Annotated in this window: 17 protein-coding genes; 4 read left to right on the plus strand and 13 right to left on the minus strand. The window is 36.6% G+C overall.

The genetic code is table 11. The features are described from left to right. Positions 1 to 123 precede the first annotated feature (123 nt). The 4 genes from GVN22_RS14985 to GVN22_RS15000 all read right to left on the minus strand — a co-directional run bounded on the left by GVN22_RS14985 (position 124) and on the right by GVN22_RS15000 (position 2,695). On the minus strand, positions 124 to 642 hold the full coding sequence (locus GVN22_RS14985) for a hypothetical protein (protein WP_166551820.1): 519 nt from the start codon (positions 640 to 642) through the stop codon (positions 124 to 126). Between the two features lie 129 nt (positions 643 to 771). Beyond that, positions 772 to 1,443, minus strand: a complete 672-nt coding sequence (locus GVN22_RS14990) for an imm11 family protein (protein ID WP_166551821.1) — start codon at positions 1,441 to 1,443, stop codon at positions 772 to 774. Positions 1,444 to 1,609: 166 nt separating this feature from the next. After that, positions 1,610 to 2,071, minus strand: coding sequence for a hypothetical protein (locus GVN22_RS14995; RefSeq protein WP_166551822.1), 462 nt, complete (start codon positions 2,069 to 2,071; stop codon positions 1,610 to 1,612). Positions 2,072 to 2,194: 123 nt separating this feature from the next. Further along, on the minus strand, positions 2,195 to 2,695 hold the full coding sequence (locus tag GVN22_RS15000) for an SMI1/KNR4 family protein (protein ID WP_166551823.1): 501 nt from the start codon (positions 2,693 to 2,695) through the stop codon (positions 2,195 to 2,197). A gap of 119 nt (positions 2,696 to 2,814) precedes the next feature. On the opposite strand from GVN22_RS15000, the gene bla reads away from it, so the two are divergent. Beyond that, positions 2,815 to 3,576, plus strand: a complete 762-nt coding sequence (gene bla, locus GVN22_RS15005) for a subclass B1 metallo-beta-lactamase (RefSeq protein WP_166551824.1) — start codon at positions 2,815 to 2,817, stop codon at positions 3,574 to 3,576. 201 nt (positions 3,577 to 3,777) lie between these two features. Here the strand turns inward: bla and GVN22_RS15010 are convergent, their stop codons facing one another. From GVN22_RS15010 to GVN22_RS15030, 5 genes are all read right to left on the minus strand, one after another. Next, entirely contained in the window at positions 3,778 to 4,599 is an 822-nt protein-coding gene (locus GVN22_RS15010; RefSeq protein WP_166551825.1) for a hypothetical protein, read from the minus strand. Between the two features lie 185 nt (positions 4,600 to 4,784). Further along, the gene (locus tag GVN22_RS15015; protein ID WP_166551826.1) at positions 4,785 to 4,997 is read right to left on the minus strand and encodes a heavy-metal-associated domain-containing protein; all 213 of its coding nucleotides are present in this window, start codon (positions 4,995 to 4,997) and stop codon (positions 4,785 to 4,787) included. Positions 4,998 to 5,047: 50 nt separating this feature from the next. Continuing rightward, entirely contained in the window at positions 5,048 to 7,252 is a 2,205-nt protein-coding gene (locus GVN22_RS15020) for a cation-translocating P-type ATPase (protein WP_166551827.1), read from the minus strand. Between the two features lie 494 nt (positions 7,253 to 7,746). Further along, positions 7,747 to 8,502, minus strand: a complete 756-nt coding sequence (locus tag GVN22_RS15025) for an SDR family NAD(P)-dependent oxidoreductase (protein ID WP_166551828.1) — start codon at positions 8,500 to 8,502, stop codon at positions 7,747 to 7,749. 97 nt (positions 8,503 to 8,599) lie between these two features. Then, complete coding sequence (locus tag GVN22_RS15030) at positions 8,600 to 9,505, minus strand: AraC family transcriptional regulator (RefSeq protein ID WP_166551829.1); 906 nt, start codon at positions 9,503 to 9,505, stop codon at positions 8,600 to 8,602. 153 nt (positions 9,506 to 9,658) lie between these two features. On the opposite strand from GVN22_RS15030, the gene GVN22_RS15035 reads away from it, so the two are divergent. Next, positions 9,659 to 10,657, plus strand: coding sequence for a nucleoside hydrolase (locus GVN22_RS15035; RefSeq protein ID WP_166551830.1), 999 nt, complete (start codon positions 9,659 to 9,661; stop codon positions 10,655 to 10,657). 80 nt (positions 10,658 to 10,737) lie between these two features. Next, positions 10,738 to 11,127, plus strand: coding sequence for a DUF1398 domain-containing protein (locus GVN22_RS15040; protein WP_166551831.1), 390 nt, complete (start codon positions 10,738 to 10,740; stop codon positions 11,125 to 11,127). A gap of 169 nt (positions 11,128 to 11,296) precedes the next feature. On the opposite strand, the gene GVN22_RS15045 is transcribed toward GVN22_RS15040, so the two are convergent. From GVN22_RS15045 to GVN22_RS15060, 4 genes are all read right to left on the minus strand, one after another. Then, positions 11,297 to 13,849: a family 20 glycosylhydrolase gene (locus GVN22_RS15045; protein ID WP_166551832.1), complete on the minus strand. Its 2,553-nt coding sequence runs from the start codon at positions 13,847 to 13,849 to the stop codon at positions 11,297 to 11,299. 150 nt (positions 13,850 to 13,999) lie between these two features. Further along, positions 14,000 to 14,428 (minus strand): DUF6526 family protein, encoded by a 429-nt coding sequence (locus GVN22_RS15050; RefSeq protein WP_166551833.1) that lies wholly within the window; start codon positions 14,426 to 14,428, stop codon positions 14,000 to 14,002. Positions 14,429 to 14,565: 137 nt separating this feature from the next. After that, the gene (locus GVN22_RS15055) at positions 14,566 to 18,132 is read right to left on the minus strand and encodes a response regulator (protein ID WP_166551834.1); all 3,567 of its coding nucleotides are present in this window, start codon (positions 18,130 to 18,132) and stop codon (positions 14,566 to 14,568) included. A gap of 314 nt (positions 18,133 to 18,446) precedes the next feature. Further along, positions 18,447 to 21,353 carry a DEAD/DEAH box helicase gene (locus GVN22_RS15060; protein ID WP_166551835.1) on the minus strand — a complete coding sequence of 969 codons (2,907 nt, stop codon included), beginning with the start codon at positions 21,351 to 21,353 and terminating at the stop codon, positions 18,447 to 18,449. Positions 21,354 to 21,710: 357 nt separating this feature from the next. On the opposite strand from GVN22_RS15060, the gene GVN22_RS15065 reads away from it, so the two are divergent. After that, positions 21,711 to 21,923 (plus strand): hypothetical protein, encoded by a 213-nt coding sequence (locus tag GVN22_RS15065; RefSeq protein ID WP_166551836.1) that lies wholly within the window; start codon positions 21,711 to 21,713, stop codon positions 21,921 to 21,923. Positions 21,924 to 21,953: the final 30 nt, after the last annotated feature.

A 21,953-nucleotide genomic window follows, 5' to 3' on the forward strand; every position in this document is an offset into this window, starting at 1 on the left:
CCGCCGCTGCGGTTACTTTTTGTATCAAGACAAAAAGTAAGACGAAGAATTAATCAATAAAATATGCTTTTTGAAAAATTTAAATAGCTTCGATATTAGAGAAAGTAGCTAAAGTAAATTTAGCTACGCCAGTGTAGATTCCAACAAAGTCATGGCTTCAATAATGTTGGTAGCCTTCTCCATACTTTTGATTGGTGACAACCCAATACTTTTTCTTGCAGTATTTATTGAATCGGTATCAAACTGCTGTACGTTACGAATTTTAAGCATCACCGCAGTTTTAAGCGTAGCTGACTTGATACGTATAGTGAAGGGAGAATATCTTGCAGGGTGAATATGCACGTATCGCTCAGGCTCATTACCCCATAAAAATACCCACTTGGAAGTATCCGATAACTGAAAGGTTGCATAACCCTGATGTTTCTCTAAAAAGGCTTGATAATCCTCCTCAGAAGTAATCCCCTGCTCTTTCAAAAAATATAATGTCTCTTCAAAAATTGAGTCTAGCGATAAGCGACCTGTGTACAAATCCATCAACGAATCGCCCAATTTCGACAAATTCACCTCCGAATCTACAGTATGATTTGCAATAAAATCTATAATGCTGGGTAAATGGTGTTTGAGTGTGTTAAATAAAATCATAGTTTTTAGAGAAAGGGATACAATTCTTAAAACTGCCTAAGTGAGTGCCTAATATTAAAGCTTTTCAGTATTTGCTGGTCTTTTCTTTCATTGTTGATAAAAAACAACAATGGCAAAACTATGAACTACTTACTCATTTTCTTCTATCTCAAAAAATAGATTTTTAGCCTCTACAAAATCATAACCAGTAATTTGCTTCTCTTTAATCATATCAACCAATTTTTCGGACATATATTTATAACCCACATGAATATTATTGGCAAACAAATCATATTTAGGCATTTGACTCTTGAAACAGTATTCAATATTTATTCGATAATCACCACCATATTTTTTAAAAATCTGATACATTTGACCTTCTGATTCAATATTACCTTTTAGAGATACCTCTTTTGTACTCTGATCAATTAGTTCATAGAAACTCATCTCTCGGTCTATAAATTGATACAAATCAACAAAAAAATGAAGCCAGTAATATCCAGCTATTTGTTCTCCCTTATGCATAACTTTAATTGGATGATATTTATGAGGGGGTAAATGAAAACCTTGTAATAGCTCCTTCACTTTGTCATTTAAAAAAATCCCAAATCCTAGTGGACTACCATCTATAAAATCTGTTAAGAAAGCTTTCTTGTGAAGGGTTATTTGTACCTCTAGATTAAAATCAAGGAATTCTCCTTTTGTAAATTTCCCGCTGTAGGGTGGCTTGTAGAGCTCTATTGGGTAAGCTACACTTTCTGTTTGATGATAATGACCAACCACTTTTTTATTCATTGATGGTGCAAAAATGTAATATTTCATAGCTGTGAATATTTTGGTAATATTTCAGGGGTTATTACTTCAGCCATTGTTGGTATTGTGAACAACAATACGAGTGTCAGTAATTAATCGAATGGAAAATAAACGTTATTTTGGTGATTGCTTTCCCGCCTGTTGTAGGTCAAAGACCGACAACGGCTGTAAAAGATTATCTCTTGTAATTTGCTTTTATATTGTGTAACCTTATAAGTGCATATATTTGATTACTTGAAACAAACATCTCTTCCAATCGTCTAAGCATCAATGCTAATTCGTCATCATATAGTGCTCTATGTACAATTAAATCATCGTTTTCCATCTTTTCAAACAGATTGTATTCTCCTTTACTTATAAAATTTCCTTTTTTATAAGAGTAACACCTCCAAAATCGAGATATACACACCGCATACTTGAGTGTATATTTAGATTGGAGGACTAGTGTATTTGGATCAAAGGAATTCGAAATAAACTTTAGCTTCACTTCATCAAAAAATTCCTTTTCAAGTTTTTTTTCCAAAAGTTTGCTCCTCAAAACACAAATAGAGTTGTAAGCATCAATAAGGCATTCATCAATAATATTTTTAATATTATCTGAAAAGTCAGTTTCTATTTCATTAATTAATTCTAACATTATCATATTTGTTCGAAATCCATAGAATAAAAATCGTATTCAGCCATCGTAGTTTTTTGACCGACAATGGCTGTAAAATGCTTATTTTATATAACACTTAGTTGGTATAAAATAAGCATTCTTTTAAAGCATCTCTACAAATTCTAAGAAGGTATCTGCAATTTTGAAATAATTAAAATTATCTAGATCTCTAAAATTCATCCAGAAAATTTGCCCTTCTATCTCGTTTCTTAAACCTATGGCGATTGAGGCACTTATTCTTGTAAATCCAAATATTAAATAATCATTCGGGTCAGGCATATAAGGTACAAACCCTCTAAATTCTTTATAATTTTCATAATCCTCCATATTGGAATGATATAATATTTCCCAACGCAATGGAGTTTCAAAATATCCAAAGGTATCTTCATCCTCTTCGTAAAGAAATACATCGGTATTTACTGGGATATCATCTCCGATATTATCATATAACGCCAATAGTTCTAATAAGGGCTGTGGTAATTTTCTACCAATGGTTTGCTCCAGAGATTCTATATCAAAAACATAAGAATAAAGAGTATTATCCACCTGTGGTCTTCTAATGATTTTTTCAATTAATACCCGTTGTATTTTTGTTAATTGCATAGGAAGAAATGTTTGAGTGTGAAATAGTGTAGTTATTTTGACCAATAAGGACAAATATGCCTCTATAATACTAATAAACAGACAAATTTCGTTGCTTTGTAAAAATTATACGCAACAACATGAACTCCATTCTTAGAACCGCAGGCTTTATTCTTTTATGTGCTTTTACATTTCAATGTACCTCTTTAAAAAAGAAAGATTTTGATACGCGTCAGGTCTATAAATCTGATAAACTAATCATTCTTCAATTGGCGCCAAATTCATATCAGCATATCTCCTATCTCAAAACTAATGATTTTGGCAATGTGCCTTGTAATGGTCTTGTGGTAGTCGACGACAAAGAGGCAATCATTTTCGATACGCCGACTGATGATAAAGGTTCTGAAGAACTCATTCTATGGCTGACTGAAACCCAAAAATGTAAGATTAAAGCAATTATTCCTACGCATTTTCATGATGATTGTTTGGGAGGTTTGGGAATATTTGACAAATATCAAATACCATCTTATGCCAATGAAAAAACCATCGCATTGGCCAAGGAGAACGATTCAATTTTACCTCAAAATGGCTTCAAAGACTCTCTTTCGCTAGCGATTGGTCATGAAAATGTAACGATAAAGTTTATTGGCGAAGGACATACAGTGGATAATGTAGTCGGATATTTCCCTAAAGATGAGATTATGTTTGGTGGATGTTTAATCAAGGAATTGGGTGCTACCAGAGGCTACCTTGGAGATGCGAATCTGAAAGCTTGGTCTTCAACCGTTTTAGAAGTAAAAGCCCGTTATCCAAAAGTTAAAATTGTGGTGCCTGGGCATGGAGATGCAGGCGATCAAAAGCTTTTAGATTATACCGCAAGATTGTTCAAACCAAAAGAATAACTATTTCGATTAGGGTACGACTTAAGTCGCATCCTAATCGAAATAGTTGTCTATAGCACAAATGATAGCGACATCTCGATTTTGGGGATAAGTTTATCAAAAAAGCGGTCAAAGTTCAATTTTTGACCGCTTTTTGACTTTAGCCGTTATTGGTATTTTGACCAACGTTGGCTAAAATTTATTTGGAAGGTTGAAACAATGTCATTCTAATTCAAAACTTAAGATATTCTTTTTCCTCTCATATTCGCTCAGAAGAATTTTCTTTAAATCTTCATTATTTTCCATAATTTGATACATCTTTTCTCTAATCAGAGTCAAACGTTGTTCAGAACTTAATGTTAAATATTCCCTGGAAAGCTTTTTTACATTTAACTTAAAATCTTGATAATAGTTTGTTCCGCCAATTTGAGCAAAGTCCATCACTGTCATGAAACAAAATGCCTCTACTAAAGGATGAGATTCATTCTTAACAGGCTTCCCTTTGAATCCATTGAGTCCTACACAAACTTTAAAATAGACACTACTATCTGGCTTTACCATTACGGCATGAAAGAATTTACTAGCTATTGTAAATAATTGTTCTTTAGAAATTTTCTCTTTCTTCAAAAGTCCAATATTTTTACCTGCACCTGAACGCTGCTTTGAGTTCAAATACCAATATAGGAGGGGGTTTACATTTTTTTGAAAATAGCTATCCTTTTTTAATTCTTCAATGAATACCTCCTTCAACCTTACTGTGTCATTTTTATAATCAACTAACTTAGACCTTTCAAAAGATGAATAATTTTCAAGAATATAATCCAAATAAAGCGTGTTGTTGTTAGTCAAGTCTGAAAATACATCAGAGGTATCTAATGTATTATTTGGAAAAATAAATACGAATGAAGATTCTTTATTTTTTTCTACAGTAACTTGAAAGAGTTTTGAATAATCGTCGACAAACTGAATTTGATTAAAATTTTGAGCAATGCTAACAATTGAATTGCAGAGAAAGGCGATTAATAGATATAAAACTTTTTTCATTTTTAGGATAACTTTAGTTTAGAGTATACAACACACCAATATAAAACTAAAAAATTAGTTTTATATATCCTGTAACAAAAAAAATATTATTATGCCTCCTTGCTAGTGCTGGATTCCTATCCAGCACTCACAACTTCTTAGGATTTTATCCTATTTCTTTTGAAGAAAATATCAACAAATACAAACTAGGCAATAGGAGCTATCTCAAAACCCGCAGATTCTACCACTTCTTTGATTTTATCACTTGAAAGGTCTTCACCTTCGACAGTCAATATTTTCTCGGGAATTGAGGTGTCAACCTTCCAGTTTTCGATTTCTTCCACTTGATTTAAGAAAGGGGTTACTTTGCTTACGCAGTTACCACAATTGATATTTGTTTTAAATTGTAATTTTTCCATGATTTTTGTTTTTATAATTTAACTATTAATTTGAGATGATTTCTCCTTTTTTACTTTTTCAATCTTAACGAATTTGTCACTACTGATACTGAACTAAATGCCATCGCTGCACCCGCTAACATGGGGTTCATTAAAAAACCATTGATCGGAAACAACACCCCAGCTGCTATCGGAATTCCGATGATGTTATAAATAAAAGCCCAAAACAAATTTTGTTGAATAATGGACTGTGTTCTTTTGGATAAGTTTATTACCTCAGAAATTTTGGTTAACTGATCTGAAATCAAGGTAATTTTTGCGACATCCATCGCTACGTCCGAACCTTTACTCATCGCTATACTGACATCCGCCTGAGCCAAAGCCTCCGAGTCGTTAATACCATCACCCACCATTCCGACAACATTACCTTTTTGTTGAAACTCTCTGACAATCTTAGATTTATCGCTTGGCAGTACTTCAGCTTTAAATTGTGTTATTCCAAGTTCAAACGCTACCTTTTGGGCTGTCTTATGATTATCTCCTGTTAGCATGACTATCTCTATTCCAGACTCTTGCAAGGCTGAAATCGCATTTTTTGCATCAGGTTTTAAGGTATCTTCTAAGGCAATTCCTGCTAATATTTCTTTCTCATTTGCTAAAAATACAGTGGTATATCCCAAGTTTTGCCAATGATGATATAATTGATTTTCTTGATATATCCCTAATTCTCGCATCCATTTGACACTTCCTAAAAAATAGGTAGTTTCTTCCAAAACAGCCTTTACTCCTTTCCCAACAACATTTTCAAAATGGCTCAAAGTTTGAGTTTTACCATTTTTTTCTTTTAAAAATGGAATAATAGCCTGTGCTAATGGATGTGAGGAGGCTTGTTCTACACTCACAAATAGGTCAATTATGTGGCTGTCCTCTAATCCAAAACTATCTTTGATACTTGGTTTTCCTTCAGTCAATGTGCCAGTTTTATCCAAAACTATGGTGTCTAAACGATGTGCTAGTTCCAGACTTTCAGCATCTTTAATGAGCATTCCTTCTTCGGCTGCTTTGCCTATTCCAACCATAATTGCCGTAGGGGTTGCCAGTCCTAATGCGCAGGGACAAGCAATCACCAATACTGAAACGGAGGTAATAAGTGCATAAGAAAAAGCATTCGTTCCACCAAAAACCATCCATGAAATGAAGGTGACAATCGCAATTCCTAATACCACAGGCACAAAGACACTGGCAATTTTATCAACCAACTTTTGTATTGGCGCTTTACTACCTTGTGCCTCTTGTACTCGTTTGATGATTTGGGATAATAAGGTCTCAGAACCTACTTTTTCAGCTAAAAACTTCAAAGTTCCTTGTTGGTTAATAGTTCCAGAAAAGACTTTTGTTCCCTTCGACTTTTCTACTGGAATAGGTTCGCCCGAAATCATACTTTCGTCAACAAAGCTATGTCCGAATAGAACTTTTCCGTCCACGGCAATACGCTCTCCAGGTTTAACAACTACCCTATCCCCTACTCGAACATCCTCTATAGGCACTTGTTGTTCTTCGCCATTAACGATGAGCCAAACCGTTTTAGGTTGAAAACCAATGAGCTTTTTGATGGCCGAAGAGGTATTGGATTTGGCATTTTCTTCCAAAAGTTTTCCAATTAACACAAAAACAATTACAATGGCAGATGCCTCAAAATAGATGTGAGCATGCAAGCCTCGATGGTGCCAAAACTCAGGGAAAAGGGTGGTAAAAACGCTAAAAAAGTAGGCTACTCCTGTACTGACCGCCACGAGTGTATCCATATTGGCGCTCCCATGAAGCGCTTGTTTCCATGCGTTGAAAAAGAAGTTTTTTCCAAAATAAAAAACCACTGGTGTAGACAAAATCCAAGACACCCAAGGCACCCACGGTTCATTCATAAAGAACATACCTAATATAGAAACAGGTATGCCCAAAATCGCAGAACCGATAGCACTTCTTTTTAAAGAATCATGTTTTTGAGTTTTGTATGCCTCAACCTGAGTTCGGGTATCCTCCGAAGGCAAAATCAAGTCATAACCAACAGATTGTACTTTGGACTGTAGTTTTTCGATAGAAGTTTTGTCGCCATCAATCGTCAATTGCACAGTTTCGTTGGCAAAATTGACAGCACAATTTTCAACGCCCTCCTGCTTTTTTAGGACTTTCTCTACGCTTAATGCACAGGCTGCACAGGTCATTCCTGTAACAGAGACTTGAATATGAATTGTAGTATGTTCCTCTAAATTTTCCATGTCATATCGATTTCTTGGATACAAAATTAGAGGATGTTATGAGGAGAATTGTTACAGAATTTTCGGATAGATGTATATAATTTTCAGAAAGGGACAGTTTAAAGCACAAACTTATTGAATGAATTGAGATTGCGTAAATGAATGCATATTCTAGGCTGTAGAGACGCAATGATTGCGTCTTAAGCCAAATCAGCCATAGCGGAGTAATATCAAAAAAGCGGTCGAAAAAACAATTTTGACCGCTTTTTAATGAAAAGTTGGAGCATAATCCTAGTTTTACAACTCAGGATTATTCATGCTTGTCCCAATATGGCTATTATTTGATAGTAGTGTACGAAGCGTTTTAAGTACAATCTATTTTGAACATCGGATGTTGAATTTCGAAAATGGAACCTACTTTTTTATTTATATTTTGTAAAAAATAAAAGTATTTTAATTCATTTCCGAAATCAGAAATCCCAAATCCGCAATAGTTTGAAATCCTTCGTACAGTCCTAATTATGAATTCCCCCTGAAACCTCGATACGCTGACCGTTAATCCACTTGGCGTCGTCACTACACAAAAACGCAGCCACGCTTCCAATATCATCCGCCAAACCTACTCGCCCAAGGGCTGTTCTTGATGCAATAGCCTGATTTAGCGCCACGTTATCACGAACATTCCCTCCTCCAAAATCTGTCGCAATAGCGCCAGGAGCAATCGAGTTAGCTCTGATTTTGCGACTACCGAGTTCTTCCGCTTGGTATCTTGTCAGCGTATCTATTGCAGATTTCATAATCGCATACGCTGAAGAGCCTGGGTAAGAAAAACGTGCCAAACCAGATGATGTATTCAAAATACTTCCACCGTCATTCATTAATGGTAAAAGTTTTTGAGTTAAGAAATAAGGTGCTTTCAAATGAATGTTCACCATTTTATCAAAATCAGCTTCGGTCGTTTCAGTGTAAGCGCTATAATGTCCTACGCCTGCATTATTAATGAGTGCATCAAACTTATCTGTACCAAATTCTGCTTTTAATACTTCTTGAAACTCAGCGATAAATGCGTCAAAGTTTGAAGTGTTAGATATGTCTAAAGAAATAGCCGCTGCTTTCTGCCCGATTGCCTGAATTTCAGCAACCACTGCGTCAGCATCAGTTTTTTGACTTTGATAGGTAATCACTACATCGAATCCTTTGTGGGCTAATTGGATAGCCTCATCTTTTCCTAAACCACGGCTACCGCCTGTAACTAATGCTATTTTGCTCATTGTTGTAAGTGTTAAATTTGATGGTACAAAGTTGTGACATCTCTCAACACTTTTGTTTGCAAAAAGAAAAGCATTATTTGCAAAATTCAAACAATGGCTAAATTCTATATTGAGCAGGTGAAAAAGACGTTTGTCTTTTGAAAAAATTAGAAAAATGCGCTATCTCTTCAAAACCTAGACTGTAGGCAATTTCAGAAATATTCCAATTGGTTTCTTTCAAAAGTATTTTTGATTCTTGGACAATTCTACTGCCGATTATCTCTGTGGTAGTTTTGCCTGTGCTATCTTTTAACACTTTGTTCAAATGGTTGACGTGAACAGCCAAGCGGTCAGCATAGTCTTTAGCACTTCGTAAGTGTAATTTTTGCTGTGGTGATTCTATTGGAAATTGTCTTTCGAGTAGCTCTAAAAACAAGGAAGATATTCTGTCTGAAGCGTTGTGAGCTGAATACAATGCTGTGGCAGGTTGTAATTTTTGACCAAAATGCAGCAGTTCCATGACATAGTTTCGCAACAAATCATACTTGAAAGCGTAGTCAGAGGATAATTCTTTATGCATTTTCTTGAAAATATAAGAAACCTCCTCTACGTCTTCAGAAGAAAGCTTGAAGATAGGAAATCCATCAGGGCGAAAAATTGGAAGCTCGTCAATGGGAAAGCCTACCTTATTTTTCATCATAAATTCAGAAGTAAACACGCAGAAATTTCCCGACTGAAACTCATCTTGAGGAAGGTAATGATAAGGTATTTTGGGAGTAGCAAAAAGCAATGCATTTTCCTCAATATCAAAAACTTTGTTGGCATATTCAGCACGATTTTTGCCGATAATCAAGCTGATTTTGTAATAAGAACGTCGATTGTAAGGCATCATATTGCGCTCTCGAAGTCCACGGATAAACTCGTCGATAGCAAATACATTAAAATGACCGATTTCCTTTTTAAAATTTTCAGGAAGCGGAATATTAACATCATTATAAAACTCTTCTACAGATTTTGTGCTCATGTTTGTAAAAATCAAAGAATGTATTAATTTTCCAACATATTCTTTTGTATTAAAATTCCTCTATCCATAATTATTCCACCTTACAACACTGCTACTCACAGTAAAATCCAATGAAAGCGTTCTTTTCTAGTAAACAAATCCCCTTATGATCTCATGAAGAAAAAAATAATCTTGTCCCTCTCTTTATTAATAGCTAGTCTTACTCCTTTCGGTCAGACTATTCCTTCCGAAATCAAACCTCGTATGCGTGTCATTGTCGATAATGATTTTAGTGGTGACCCCGATGGATTGTTCCAAATGGCGCACTTATTATTATCGCCTTCGGTTGATATTCGTGGGATTATTGGTTCGCATTTGAGTGTCAAAGATGGCTTTGACCCTTCTGCTACACAGGCAGAAAACGCTGCAAAAAAAGCTAAAGAGCTTCTTCAAATTATGAATTTGGAAGGAAAAATGCCAGTAGTGGCTGGCTCAAATTCAGGTATGTCAGACGATTATACACCCGTAAAAAGTGCTGGTGTAGACCTGATTATCAACGAAGCCTTGCGTACCGATACCAAACAGCCCCTCTATATGCTTTGTGGTGCTGGACTCACAGAGATAGCTTCGGCACTATTAACGAAGCCTGAAATTGCTGGAAAAATTACTTTGATTTGGATTGGTGGACCAGAATACACGGATATTGCTCTACCACCTCCTGGATATTCAAAAGTGGAATATAATCTCAATATTGACCCGAACGCCGCCATGGCGGTATTTAACAAAACAGCCGTAAAACTGTGGCAAATTCCAAGAAACGTATATCGTCAGGCGCTGTTTCCATATTCGCATCTGGTGACTAAAGTCAAACCACAGGGTAAATTGGGAGAGTATTTGTACAAGGAGCTTCATACGCTCATGAGCCGCGTTGGGCGCATTGGTGAAACTTATATTCTTGGAGATAGTCCTTTGGTTCTTTTTACTGCCTTGCAATCCTATTTTGAGGCAGACCCGTCATCAAGTTTTTATGTGGTAAAACAGGCTCCAAAAATCAATTCAGATGGGCAATATCAATATAATTACGATGGACGAAATATTCGTGTTTATACTCAAATCGATAATTATTTGATGTTTAGCGACTTTCTTGCCAAGTTGGAAATGAATAATAAGTAACCCAAAATCAACGATTTTTTACAATTTCTGGAAAAATCAAATGCCGAATTTTGTGCTATCAAACTTAAAACAAATCGAACATGTTTACGGTAAAACAAATCAATGAAGCACACGAAAAGGTAAAATCTGGCGCAGATTTTCCTTTATACATTCAAGAAATCAAGGCATTTGGGGTTGTAGGTTTTGAAACTTGGGTAAATGATAGTCACACGAATTACTGGGGTAAAAATAACTTTGAAACCTCATCTGAGCCCGTATATGATGCTCTAATCATTGAAGATGACTGTACTCCAACTATTTTTGCAGAAGATCTTAAAGCTCATCAAGCTGGAAAAACAGACTATTACCAATTTTGTAAAGATTGTGCCAAATCTGGTATTGAAAAATGGATAGTATTGCTAGAGGATATGACTTGCATTTACTATGACAAAAAAGGAAATCAAATTTTGGTAGAAACTATTCCTAGTTAATCGGAAAGGTTTAATTGTGAGAATGAGTAATTATTCTAAAATTTAGTATTCCCGCTGTAGAGACGCAATGCTTGCGTCTAAAGAGGTGTATCAAAAAAGGCGTTCGGAAATAGTTTTTCGAACGCCTTTTTTGATACTACTGTCAAGATATTCCTAATATCAGAGCAAATTAATTTTTGATTTCTATACTTCTTCCTCCTCTTCCATTTGGGGAAAATACCTTCAATTTGATAATTCCTTTCTCAGAAATCGGCTCAGTGTATAATTTGCTTTGGGCAGTTGGCTCCGAGCCATCTACAGTATATCTAATTTCAAAGGAAGGCATCTGGGTATTGGCATATACTTTACCATTTTCCACTTTTGCACCAGCTGTAGGTATTCTAAACTGATAACCTCCTGATAAAGATTCGATTTTAGGAAGTTCCTTTTGAGAAATGGTATTAACAAACACATTCCAAGCTTCTTGATACTGCTTTTTAGATAACTGATTATCGGCAGTTTGCGCCCATTGAGGGTCGGGCGCCCAAGCTCTTTCCACTAATCCTAGCATTTTGGGAAGCAACATATATTCCAACCTTTCTGGAGATTTAACGTTTTCGCTCCAAAGCAATCCTTGTATTCCGACGATATTACTTTTCCCAAAATCTGTTAGTCTGTCTTTTCCAACAAAATAACTTTGTTCTATTGGATTACCTCTTCTGTCTTCTGTCGAGTTTTTGAAATAATCAAAAGGAATAAAGTAGAAGGGCTTATCGACATCTACGAAGCCACCCCAATAATAGCCAGGCTCTTCGTACGTTTTTTGGTAAGACAAATCAAAATACATATTGCTGACACAGGATAAAATCACTTTATAACCTGCATTTGCCAAGCGATATGGTAAATCTTCATTGCCCCAACCAATCATATTATTCCAAACATTTACTTGAAAACCTTCGTTTGCCAAACGAGGATTAGGAATCATCGTTTTTTGTCCCATCAATTGCGTTTTACGCATGGCGATTTCTTCCCAACCAGACAAAAACAGTCCTTTCTTTTTGAGAAATGTATTAATCTTCCCAAAATAGTAATACCACAAATCATCAATATTGTCAACGGTCGGGTCGGCTTTTACCAATGCCTGACAAAGCGGTGATTGCTCCCAAACACCAGCAGGCACTTCATCTCCACCAAAGTGGATAGTTGTCAATGGTGCGCCAGCGTCTTTATACATAGCAATAATTTCGTCGGTTACTTTTTCGAGAAAAGTATACACTGAAGGTCTTGCTACGCAAATAACATTATCTGTCCAAAGTTGTGCGGTACGATATTGCGATTTATCCTCAGGGTCACGAAGCCAATATTTTTCGGCTTCTTCCATATTTCCTTGGGCTTTATATTTCTCATAACGAGCGTCCATGGCTTTGATCGAAGCACGGGCATGCCCAGGAGATTCCACTTCAGGAATGATTTGAATATGGCGGTCAGTGGCATATTTCAAGATGTCAATAAACTCTGCTCTGCTATAAAAACCACTACCTGAACTTTGTCCTGCATTCGGACCTGCACCAAAGGAAGCAGGAAGGAAGTTTTTACTATCTAATGAATGCCCTCGATTGGCGCCAACCGTTGTTAATTCAGGTAAGCCATTAATTTCCAATCGCCAACCTTCATCGTCGATAAAGTGCAAATGCAACACATTCAGTTTGTAAGTTGACATCAAATCCAAAACACGTTTTAACTCAGCAGGTTTTTGGAAATTTCTTGCCACATCTAGCATCAAACTTCTAAAACCAAATCGTGGTGCATCTTCCACTTTCAAGCATGGAATCTGGATTTTTTCCATGCTATTTTTCCAAACTGCAACTGGAAATAAGTCCTTGAGCGATTGGATGGCATAAAAAGCTCCTTTTTTGCTAGAAGCACTAATGGTAATTTGTGTTGGCATAACACTCAAATGATATGCCTCCTCGGCCAAGTCGGCTTGTTTTTTAAATACAATCGAACTAGCACTTGCCTGAGAAGTTTCTAGTATTTTTTTACCCAAAACCTTTTGTAAATCTTCCTGAAAATAATTGATTTCAGTTTTCCATTCTGAAGGTGCAACGATTGAGGTAGCCGCATTTAACTCAAAATTTCCATTAGTTTTTTGATAAAACTGGGGGGTAGGAAAAATTGGGGGCAAATCATTGACATTGAGTTGATGAATCAAGGCATTTTTCTCATACAATTGAGCGGAGGTCAAATACCCTACTTTGTCTTCTGTCGGAGCTATTACTTTATATTTTTGGATAGTTTTCCCCTCCTCTGGCTTTTGCTCATTGACCCAATATAATCCAAATGGTGCATCGGCTATATTGACAAAAATTTCTGAAGAAAGAAAACTAACATCTAAAATTTTTCCAGCTTCTAGTCCAGCAAAATTCGCTTTAGGACTCAATTTGAAAATATCACCATTGATATGTTCAATGGCGATATTGGATGAAATAGAATTAGGGTCTATATCTCGGATATAGTTAAAATACAAACTCCAACCCGATTTTGGAAGTGCCTGTTTACCTGTATTTTTTAGTGTAAAAACAGATACATATTGTCGTTTTCCTTCAAAAGCATTATCGGTAACTTTCCAAGAAATCTCCAGTTGTTCCGAATTAAAGAGCGGTACTTTTTTTTGCGCTTTTCCTTCTAAACACAGCGTAATAAGAAGCGAAAAAAGCAGCCATGTTATTGATTTTTTTTTCATAAGTATTTATAGAATTGAAAAATTGGGTGATAAAATTGGTAAGTTATTGGGCACTTGGCTGTCAGCTATGGGCGCTCGGCAAAATGTTTTCTATGAAAGTTATTCAAACTTTTAGTCTACCTCACTAGGCACTAACACTAAAGTATTTTCTTATGCTCGATGATAATCTGGCTTCCAGTTTTGAATAGCTTGCTTGATTTCTTTTGCAGAAAGTGCTTCTGTTGCTGCTTGTTCGACTAAGGCGATAAGTTCTTCGTTTGGTGCAAATCTTAAGGCAATAATTTGTCCCATTCGCAAATTTGATGGTAAAAGTTTACCTGTAAGAACAAAGTAACGTAAATTTTCTTCCGCACGAATTGCTCTATCCTGTGCACGTAGGGCAAACACTCTTGTGTACCAAAATACCCCTAAAAGCGCTGCTATTGTCAATAGGAGTGTTATTGCGAGTACAGCCTGTTCGCTGCCATTCTTGATGGTATAAATAATGGCGGTAATCAGCGCTCCTAATAACAAGACTGACGTGATTACATGGTAGCCAAGTACATATTTGGAGTGATTTTGAAAATTTTGCTCTTGCATGGGTGGTATTTTTTGAAATGTTTAGTTATTCTTCAAACTTAAAGACTTTCTGAATGAAAACAAAAATTCATCGACCACACACCGCAAATAAAAAAGGCTATCCCTTTTCAGAGATAGCCTTATGACAAAATGCTATTTTAGCTGTTGAGAATCTGATAAATGAGTGGCTTTATTATTTCTATTTCAGCATCAAATTCATCTAAAAGACTCTTGAATTCTTCCTGATTAAATACTTTTAGTTTTTCTATTTTCCCAGCTCTCACTCCTAACTCTCGCATACCTGCCGATAGAGCGGTTCCTTTCATTTTATGACCTAGTTTGTTGAGCGCAATTAGGTTTTCTTCATCAATTAAAGTTTGGAATTGCCCCGTAATAGTCTCAAACTGCATCAGTACCATTTCTAGTACTTCTTTAGCAAGCTCAGGGTCGTCTCCCATTCTTTTAGACAAATCGGCAAAATCTAAATGTTGAGTGTCAATCGAACTAAGCAAGGCTGTTTCAATTGGATTATTCATGTTCTGTTCTATCTTGAGCCATTTATTAAGCGCTCGTTCGAGGGTATCCCTCACAAATGGCTTCATTATATAATCGTCCATACCAGCCTCTAAGCATCGGGTTTGCTCGCCTTTTACTGTACCTGCTGTGAGCGCAACGATTGGTGTGTGTTTAATAAATTCTTTGCTTCGGATAATTTGGGTAGCTTCATAGCCATTCAATTCTGGCATCTGAATATCCATTAATATCAAATTGGGAGCGTGTTTTTCATACATGTCTACAGCTTCCCGACCATTTTCGGCAGTTACAATACGAGCTTCTGGCAACACGGCCTTCAAGACTGTAAGTGCCAAAAACATATTCACATTATTATCTTCCGCAATCAGAATGGTGTAATCCCCTGATTTCATCAGATTATTGTCACCACTGACTCTATCAAAGTTAATGCTGTTGTCTTTAGAACGTCCACTTATTTGAAGTATTGCCTCATATAGCTTATGAATGGTAATAGGTTTCACCATTCTTTTGGCAACATCGAGCAACTCACAAGTTTTTATCACTACATCGTCGTCTGACGAGCTATGCAAAAGCATAATTGGTATATCCAAGCGTAACTCTTCTCGAATAATTCGGATTGTTTCTAAGCCATCAACCTCGGGCATGTGATAATCCATAATAATCAGCTCAGCATCTTCTGGTCTTTCTTGTAAGAACTGAATAGCTTTGGTTCCAGATTCTACAGATTTAGCATAAATACCAGAAATACCCAACATCTCCTCCAAAATTGCACGGTTACTGCTATTATCATCAACGACCAAGACATGAGAAAAAGTTCCTTGTAAATCAAAGGCAATATCCTCATCCTCATGACTTTCGAACTCGACATCGAAGAAAAACGTACTCCCTTTATCCAACTCACTTTCTAATTGTAGCTGACTGTTCATCAACGACAACAGTTTATTAGATATAGTCAATCCAAGACCTGTTCCACCAAATCGTCTTGTCACAGAAGCATCTTCTTGAGAAAAAGCTTCAAAAATTTTCACAATATTTTTAGGTGCAATACCAATGCCTGTATCTCGCACAGCAAACCTTAATATGTTGTGATTTAGATCTATGGCCTCTACAAGCTCCACCTTCAACTCTATTTCGCCATGATGCGTAAATTTGACCGCATTGCCCAAAAGATTCACCAAAATTTGTCTTAATCGTACGGCATCTGCCTGCAAATACCTCGGAATAGCTGGCGAAATACGTAGCAATACCTCCAAGTTTTTTTGATGCGCTTGATAACTTACCAAATCCACCACTTGACTTCCTAATTCGAAGACATCTATTTGTTCATACGAAAGTTCAAGTTTGCCAGCCTCTATTTTTGAAAAATCAAGAATATCATTGATTACATCCAAAAGAGAATGTGCCGAATGGTGAATCGTTGACACATATTGCTTTTGCATTTCATTCAAACCCGTCCTAATCAACAAATCCGTAAACCCAATCACACCGTTCAGAGGAGTGCGAATTTCGTGACTCATGTTTGCCAAAAATTCTGATTTGGCTCTACTGGCTGCCTCAGCGTGCTCTCTGGCATTATGTAATTGTTGCTCTATTTGCTTACGTGAGGTAATATCCCGCACAACTGCTTGAATCAACTGTTCGCCTTCAATATTAAGTTTTGACAAAAATACTTCTGCCAAAAAGGTTTCGTTAGTTTCTTGTTTTTGACAAATCCATTCAAACTGATGACTTTGATTTTGCAGACACTGTAATACATGTTCATTTAACGTATCCGCAATATTCTCTGTATCCTTTTGAAATGAGGCAGATAAGTCAAGAGCCGATTTTTGACAAAGAGATTCTTTAGATTTAGCCCCAAAAAGTCGAATTGCGGCAGGATTACAATCAAGGCATTTATACTGAGAAAGTACCAAAACCGCATCGCTGGTAGAATCATACAGCGCTCGAAACTTTGCTTCTGAACGAACAATTTCTAATTCTGCTTCTTTTTGTTTGGTAATATCGTGTAAGTAACCATGCCAAATTACGCCATCTTCCACACGCTCTGGAGTAGACTCGCTACGAACCCAAATTTTTCCTTTTTGTGGTAAAACCAAACGAAAATCAATAGATTTTACTTGTAAAGTTTGATAAGACTCTTCAATAGTGGCTAATAATCCTGTTAAATCCTTATTGTGAATTCTCGAAAACGCCTCCACATAGCTTGTTTCTTTGTATTTTACGGTAGTTTCAAACAAATCAAACAACGACTCCGAACAGTACACAATTGTCATACGCCCATCGAGGTATCGTTTCAACTGATACAAACCTCCAGGCACTTGGTTAGAAAGTTTTTTGAAGAGTTTGTTGGTATTTTTTATTTCTACTTCGTTCTCTTTTTCTTTCGTGATATCCTTAAAAGTACCGTAAAGTCTTTTACATTTTTTACCCTCAAATTCTCCCTCACCAATGATACGAATCCATTTTTTCTTACTAGTAAAAGTTTCGATTTGCAGCTCTATGTCAAACGGAATACCTGTTTCGACGGTCGACTTGAATGCTTCGAATAAAACAGATTTGCTTTGTGGGTCTTTATAAAAGCTTAAACTTCCTTCTACATCTAAATCAAAGTCAACAGGGACTTCCAATATTTCTCTAGCCTCTTTGGTCCACTTTATCTGATACCTTGGCAACTCTATTTGCCAAGCACCAATATTAGCCATCTGACTACTTTTGGCAACGATTTCTTTAGATAATTGTAGCTGTCCCTCGTTGTTTCCCCACTGGCTTGTAAGCACTAAGTTATTTTGAATTTTTTGTTGAATTTTGAGGGAAGTGATATTTTCAAAATGAACCATCATTTCCTTTTCATCATCACTCAAGCCACACTTTGCTCGTATCCATATCAAATCACCAAAAAAGTGTTTGGCTCTGAACTCTAAGACTAACACAGGCTGATGCATTTGTGTAAAATGCTTCAACGAGGCAATACATTCTTCTTTATCTTCGGGGTGAAATGCTTCGGGATGATGAGCCAAATTTTGCACACTTTCATAGCCCAAAAACTTTACTAATTGGGGAGCAAACCAAAAACTCTCAAGGTTATTAATTGAGCAAGTCCATAAATCTTTAATAAAAAACTCATAAACAAACTCTGAAAACCCTGAAGTTGTGGTAAGATGTGTGTCGTTATGTTGATTGAATTGATTCATATAGATTTGAAGCAGAAGTGTACTGGTTAACAAAATTCGGCTCTGTGATAGCCCTTTAGGAAGTTTCGTATCGGGGAATTAGTGGTTATGATAGTACGAAATCTTGCCAAAATCTTATTTACGAAAAAACTACCCGTTTGGACGCATTTAGTTAACAATATTTTCTTCTGAAGAGGAGTGCCATAATTTTTCAAACGTAAGGTCTCTCGAAAAATTAGTCACACTCCATAAATTAACGCAAAAATTTCATTCCAAAGTTCAACATAATTCGGGTTTCACTTCATAACCAATCCGCTATAAGCAAAGCAAAAAAGTTAAATTTTGGAAAGATACTGATAGAGTTTTCCTGAGGGTGAAGTCGGATTTTTCTGAAAAACCCCAGCATTCCCTATCACTACAAAACTACTCTTAGCCCTTGACACAGCTACATTTAGCATATTTGGTCGGTTTTTCCTATCAAAAAAGAATACCTCCGCATCATCTTGGGCATACACGGGAGAAAAAACAATAATTTCTCTCTCTGCTCCTTGTAAAGCATGAACCGTGCCTATTTTCATTAGGTGAGTATCTATCCCTATTTTTTTTAGTTTTTTGTATAAAATTTTTCGTTGACCTCTAAATGGTGTTATAATTCCAACCAACTCTTCGATGCGCTTATACTGCTTTGCTTTTTCGGTATAATGCCTTTCTATGGTACTTTTGTTGGTCAATAACCATCGACAAATTTCATCTGCTTCTTCTTCATTAAATCTTTCTTTATTTCTTACAGTCGAACTACTTGGTTGGTCGAGTAATACCATTGGAGGAAAAATTTGTTGGGAGGCATCCGATAGTTTCATGAGCTTCAAAAGCCCTTTGTAAGCCAAATCGTTGCAATAGCTAATGATGGCAGGATGGCAACGACGGTGCTCCAACAACATAATTCCTTTTTGCGCACTAATCGGGTCAAAAACGTCTGTCGCTTCCAAGGCCATTTTCATAATCGAGCCACTTGAGGCGGTAAAACCTTTTTCTTGTAGTTTACTCAAAAACGCATCTTGCTCATTTTCAATCAATTCGTTTTTCAGTAAGTTTCCTAAGTCTATTTTAAAAATGGTATTCCAAACAGGCTCAATCTGCTGAATATCGCCAACAATTACCGCCTGCTTTGCCAAACCAAAGCTTGCTAGTCCTACCTCTGGACTTACCTGACCAGCCTCGTCAACTATCAGAAAATCAACAAACTCTAACATCGGAGGGGTTTCCCATTTTTTAGTTCCGTCTACATTTTCTCCTGCAAATTTGAGATACGAGAAAAAACGAGGCGCCATAAAAAAGGTACTCACAAAACATGGTGTCAACATAGCACGAGTGCGCCACATGAGTTTGCGACCTGCCAAACCCTTATTGGGCGACTCATTTTTGAGTTGATCTGTAATAGCTTCTAGCCAACGTCCCTCCCAATAATGGATTGCCAGCAAAAAGGCTTTATATCTAATTTGGGTATCTACTTCGTCAAAAAAATATTGGTTACGACTATTAAACTGTCGTAGCTTCAAAAAATCCTTTTCCCAAACTTTTTCCTCATCCGTACAAGGGTTAGAGAAAATTCCGTACTGACGCTTCCATTTTTCCCATACAGCCCAAGCTTTTATGACTTCTTGAATCAACTTCAATTTTGTTTCAAAAAAACTTTTCAAACGACTTCTGGACGTATCTTTTAGTGGTTCTAAATTCAGAACCGTTTGTCGAATCATCGGTCTGGCAGTAGCCTGAATATGATACAGTTGGTCTTCGATACTACTCTCAATGGCCACCCAAAAATCCTGATTTTCTTCTAAATCAGCCCAATGTTTCGGGTCTATCGAACGTTGGGTAAATTCTGCCATTTTTTCGCAAACTATTTTCCATAAAATCCGTCCTTCTTCTAGGGACTTTTGAAGGCTTTTAATCTCAGTTTGCAACCAAAAGTAAGCTTCCGATATATCATCTGTACGCTTGTGGGTATATCGCTCGACCATGTTTAAAAAATACCTTTCAGCCTTTTCGACATAAGCTTCTTCTTCCAGACGAGCAAATAGCCCAGAGTCGTCCAATTTCATATAATTGATATTGACGAGTTCTTTTTCGTTTTTATTTCTTGCAGGCAAGTACGTAGCATATCCTTCTAAATCAGGCAACCAACGCTCTTGTAAATCTTGAAATCGCTCAGCACGAACAGGTTTAAAACTTTCAATGATATTTAGTACGGCTTGATTATTGGCAGAACACGCCAACAATATAGCAGGGTCTTGACCTTGAATGGCAGTTTGAACCATTTGATTAGCAACAATGCTCTGGATTAATGTTGTCTTACCTGTTCCTGGAGGACCATTCACGGCAAACACCCTTGACTTTCGTTCTTGACTGAGCGTTGCCAAGGCATTTCGTTGAGAAATACTTAAAGGAAAAGCACCGCCCATTTGTCCCAAATGTTGTAAATGGGTTTCCAACCACTGTGAAACTACCACGGGTGAAGTGAAGTTTTTTTGTTCCTTCAAACCAATCATATCCTTCAATAAGGAAGGTAATTGCTTGGCATTTTCGAGATGTTCGTACAAGGATACAATGGCTGCACCCGCCTGCATATCTTTTTCGGGAACGACTATCGTAGTTTCGTAAACCACACGATAATCATCTTCCGAAAACTCATCTATGGCTTGTCCTCGCAAAGTGAAAAAGCTTTCTTCGAGGTATTCAACATAATTTTCCCAACGTAAAAAAGTATTCCTATCATTCGACAACAGCTCTTCAAGCGAGTCTAATTGACAGAAAACAAAATCGGTATCTTCATTCCCCACAGGACTCATCCATTCGCGAGGAACAATTGGATAGTATTCGTCAACTATCGAAAAATGACCTCCTCGGTGAAGCAAAATCGGAAACCAAAAAGGATAAATAGGTTTTGGTGTAAAAAACAGATGCTCCTCTCGCTGAGGTTCGAGATAGCTGGGCGAAACTAGTAGCTGTAGCGCCTCGGGACGTTCCCATTTAGGATCTTTGTCTGAGCGAATGCCTTTTTCGTAGTTACGCTTTTTTTCTTGTTCCTGAAAAAATGTTTCGCATACTTGTTCATCAATCATTCCCAAGCGCCAAACCTCGGCAGAAAAACGAAGCTTTTCGTTTACTTCTACATCAATATTGGCTTTCATGGCTTGCGCCAAACACGTTTTCCAGTATGCTAATAATTTTTTTTCAATCATGGTTGGTTGTAGTCCTCGGTAAGAAATAAGAAAACAAAGGTAAAGGCTAAGAATCAAAGTGAAAAGTGAACACGCACAAAGTAATTAGCATCCATCTATTTTTAATGTTAGTGCAGAATTATAAGGAACAATTGCAAAACATTAGTTATCAACCTATTACATTCGCAAAAGTCGAACCTCAGTTGTCCTCAAAGATAACCATCTCATTTACAATAGAATACAACCAAAATCCATCATTCAAAATTCCAAACTTACTTGTCCTTTACAAAATATTTTATTCAAAAAATAGTTATATTAGTAATACGAATGTAAATTTGTTTAGATTCCATTTTGAATGATGTTAAATACTACTTGAATATGGCTCTTCTTAAAAATATCATGGCTTTTTTATTTGGTTCAGCAGAATCAGACTATCCAGTTTTGGGAAAAAACTCAAAATTGATTTTGTCTGATGCTAACATGGCTGAGCAATTATTAACGGCTATCGACCGTGAGAGAAATAGCGAAAATATCATTACTATTTCTGGAACGAAAGGCTCTTTCCGTGTTGAACGAGTTTCCGAAATTTAATACCTCTTTTACAGATTTTCCTGTAAACCT

Source organism: Cellulophaga sp. BC115SP, from assembly GCF_009905545.1.
Classification (GTDB): Bacteria; Bacteroidota; Bacteroidia; order Cytophagales; family Spirosomataceae; genus Flectobacillus; species Flectobacillus rivi.

Excerpts from the sequence above, each read along its gene's own strand:
- GVN22_RS15050 (WP_166551833.1), bottom strand. The coding sequence starts at position 14,428 with ATGCAAGAGCAAAATTTTCAAAATCACTCCAAATATGTACTTGGCTAC.
- GVN22_RS15010 (WP_166551825.1), bottom strand. The coding sequence starts at position 4,599 with ATGAAAAAAGTTTTATATCTATTAATCGCCTTTCTCTGCAATTCAATT.
- GVN22_RS15030 (WP_166551829.1), bottom strand. The coding sequence starts at position 9,505 with ATGAGCACAAAATCTGTAGAAGAGTTTTATAATGATGTTAATATTCCG.
- bla (WP_166551824.1), top strand. The coding sequence starts at position 2,815 with ATGAACTCCATTCTTAGAACCGCAGGCTTTATTCTTTTATGTGCTTTT.
- GVN22_RS14990 (WP_166551821.1), bottom strand. The coding sequence starts at position 1,443 with ATGAAATATTACATTTTTGCACCATCAATGAATAAAAAAGTGGTTGGT.
- GVN22_RS15055 (WP_166551834.1), bottom strand. The coding sequence starts at position 18,132 with ATGAATCAATTCAATCAACATAACGACACACATCTTACCACAACTTCA.
- GVN22_RS15025 (WP_166551828.1), bottom strand. The coding sequence starts at position 8,502 with ATGAGCAAAATAGCATTAGTTACAGGCGGTAGCCGTGGTTTAGGAAAA.
- GVN22_RS15020 (WP_166551827.1), bottom strand. The coding sequence starts at position 7,252 with ATGGAAAATTTAGAGGAACATACTACAATTCATATTCAAGTCTCTGTT.
- GVN22_RS15045 (WP_166551832.1), bottom strand. The coding sequence starts at position 13,849 with ATGAAAAAAAAATCAATAACATGGCTGCTTTTTTCGCTTCTTATTACG.
- GVN22_RS15065 (WP_166551836.1), top strand. The coding sequence starts at position 21,711 with ATGGCTCTTCTTAAAAATATCATGGCTTTTTTATTTGGTTCAGCAGAA.
- GVN22_RS14995 (WP_166551822.1), bottom strand. The coding sequence starts at position 2,071 with ATGTTAGAATTAATTAATGAAATAGAAACTGACTTTTCAGATAATATT.
- GVN22_RS15000 (WP_166551823.1), bottom strand. The coding sequence starts at position 2,695 with ATGCAATTAACAAAAATACAACGGGTATTAATTGAAAAAATCATTAGA.
- GVN22_RS15040 (WP_166551831.1), top strand. The coding sequence starts at position 10,738 with ATGTTTACGGTAAAACAAATCAATGAAGCACACGAAAAGGTAAAATCT.
- GVN22_RS15060 (WP_166551835.1), bottom strand. The coding sequence starts at position 21,353 with ATGATTGAAAAAAAATTATTAGCATACTGGAAAACGTGTTTGGCGCAA.
- GVN22_RS15015 (WP_166551826.1), bottom strand. The coding sequence starts at position 4,997 with ATGGAAAAATTACAATTTAAAACAAATATCAATTGTGGTAACTGCGTA.
- GVN22_RS15035 (WP_166551830.1), top strand. The coding sequence starts at position 9,659 with ATGAAGAAAAAAATAATCTTGTCCCTCTCTTTATTAATAGCTAGTCTT.
- GVN22_RS14985 (WP_166551820.1), bottom strand. The coding sequence starts at position 642 with ATGATTTTATTTAACACACTCAAACACCATTTACCCAGCATTATAGAT.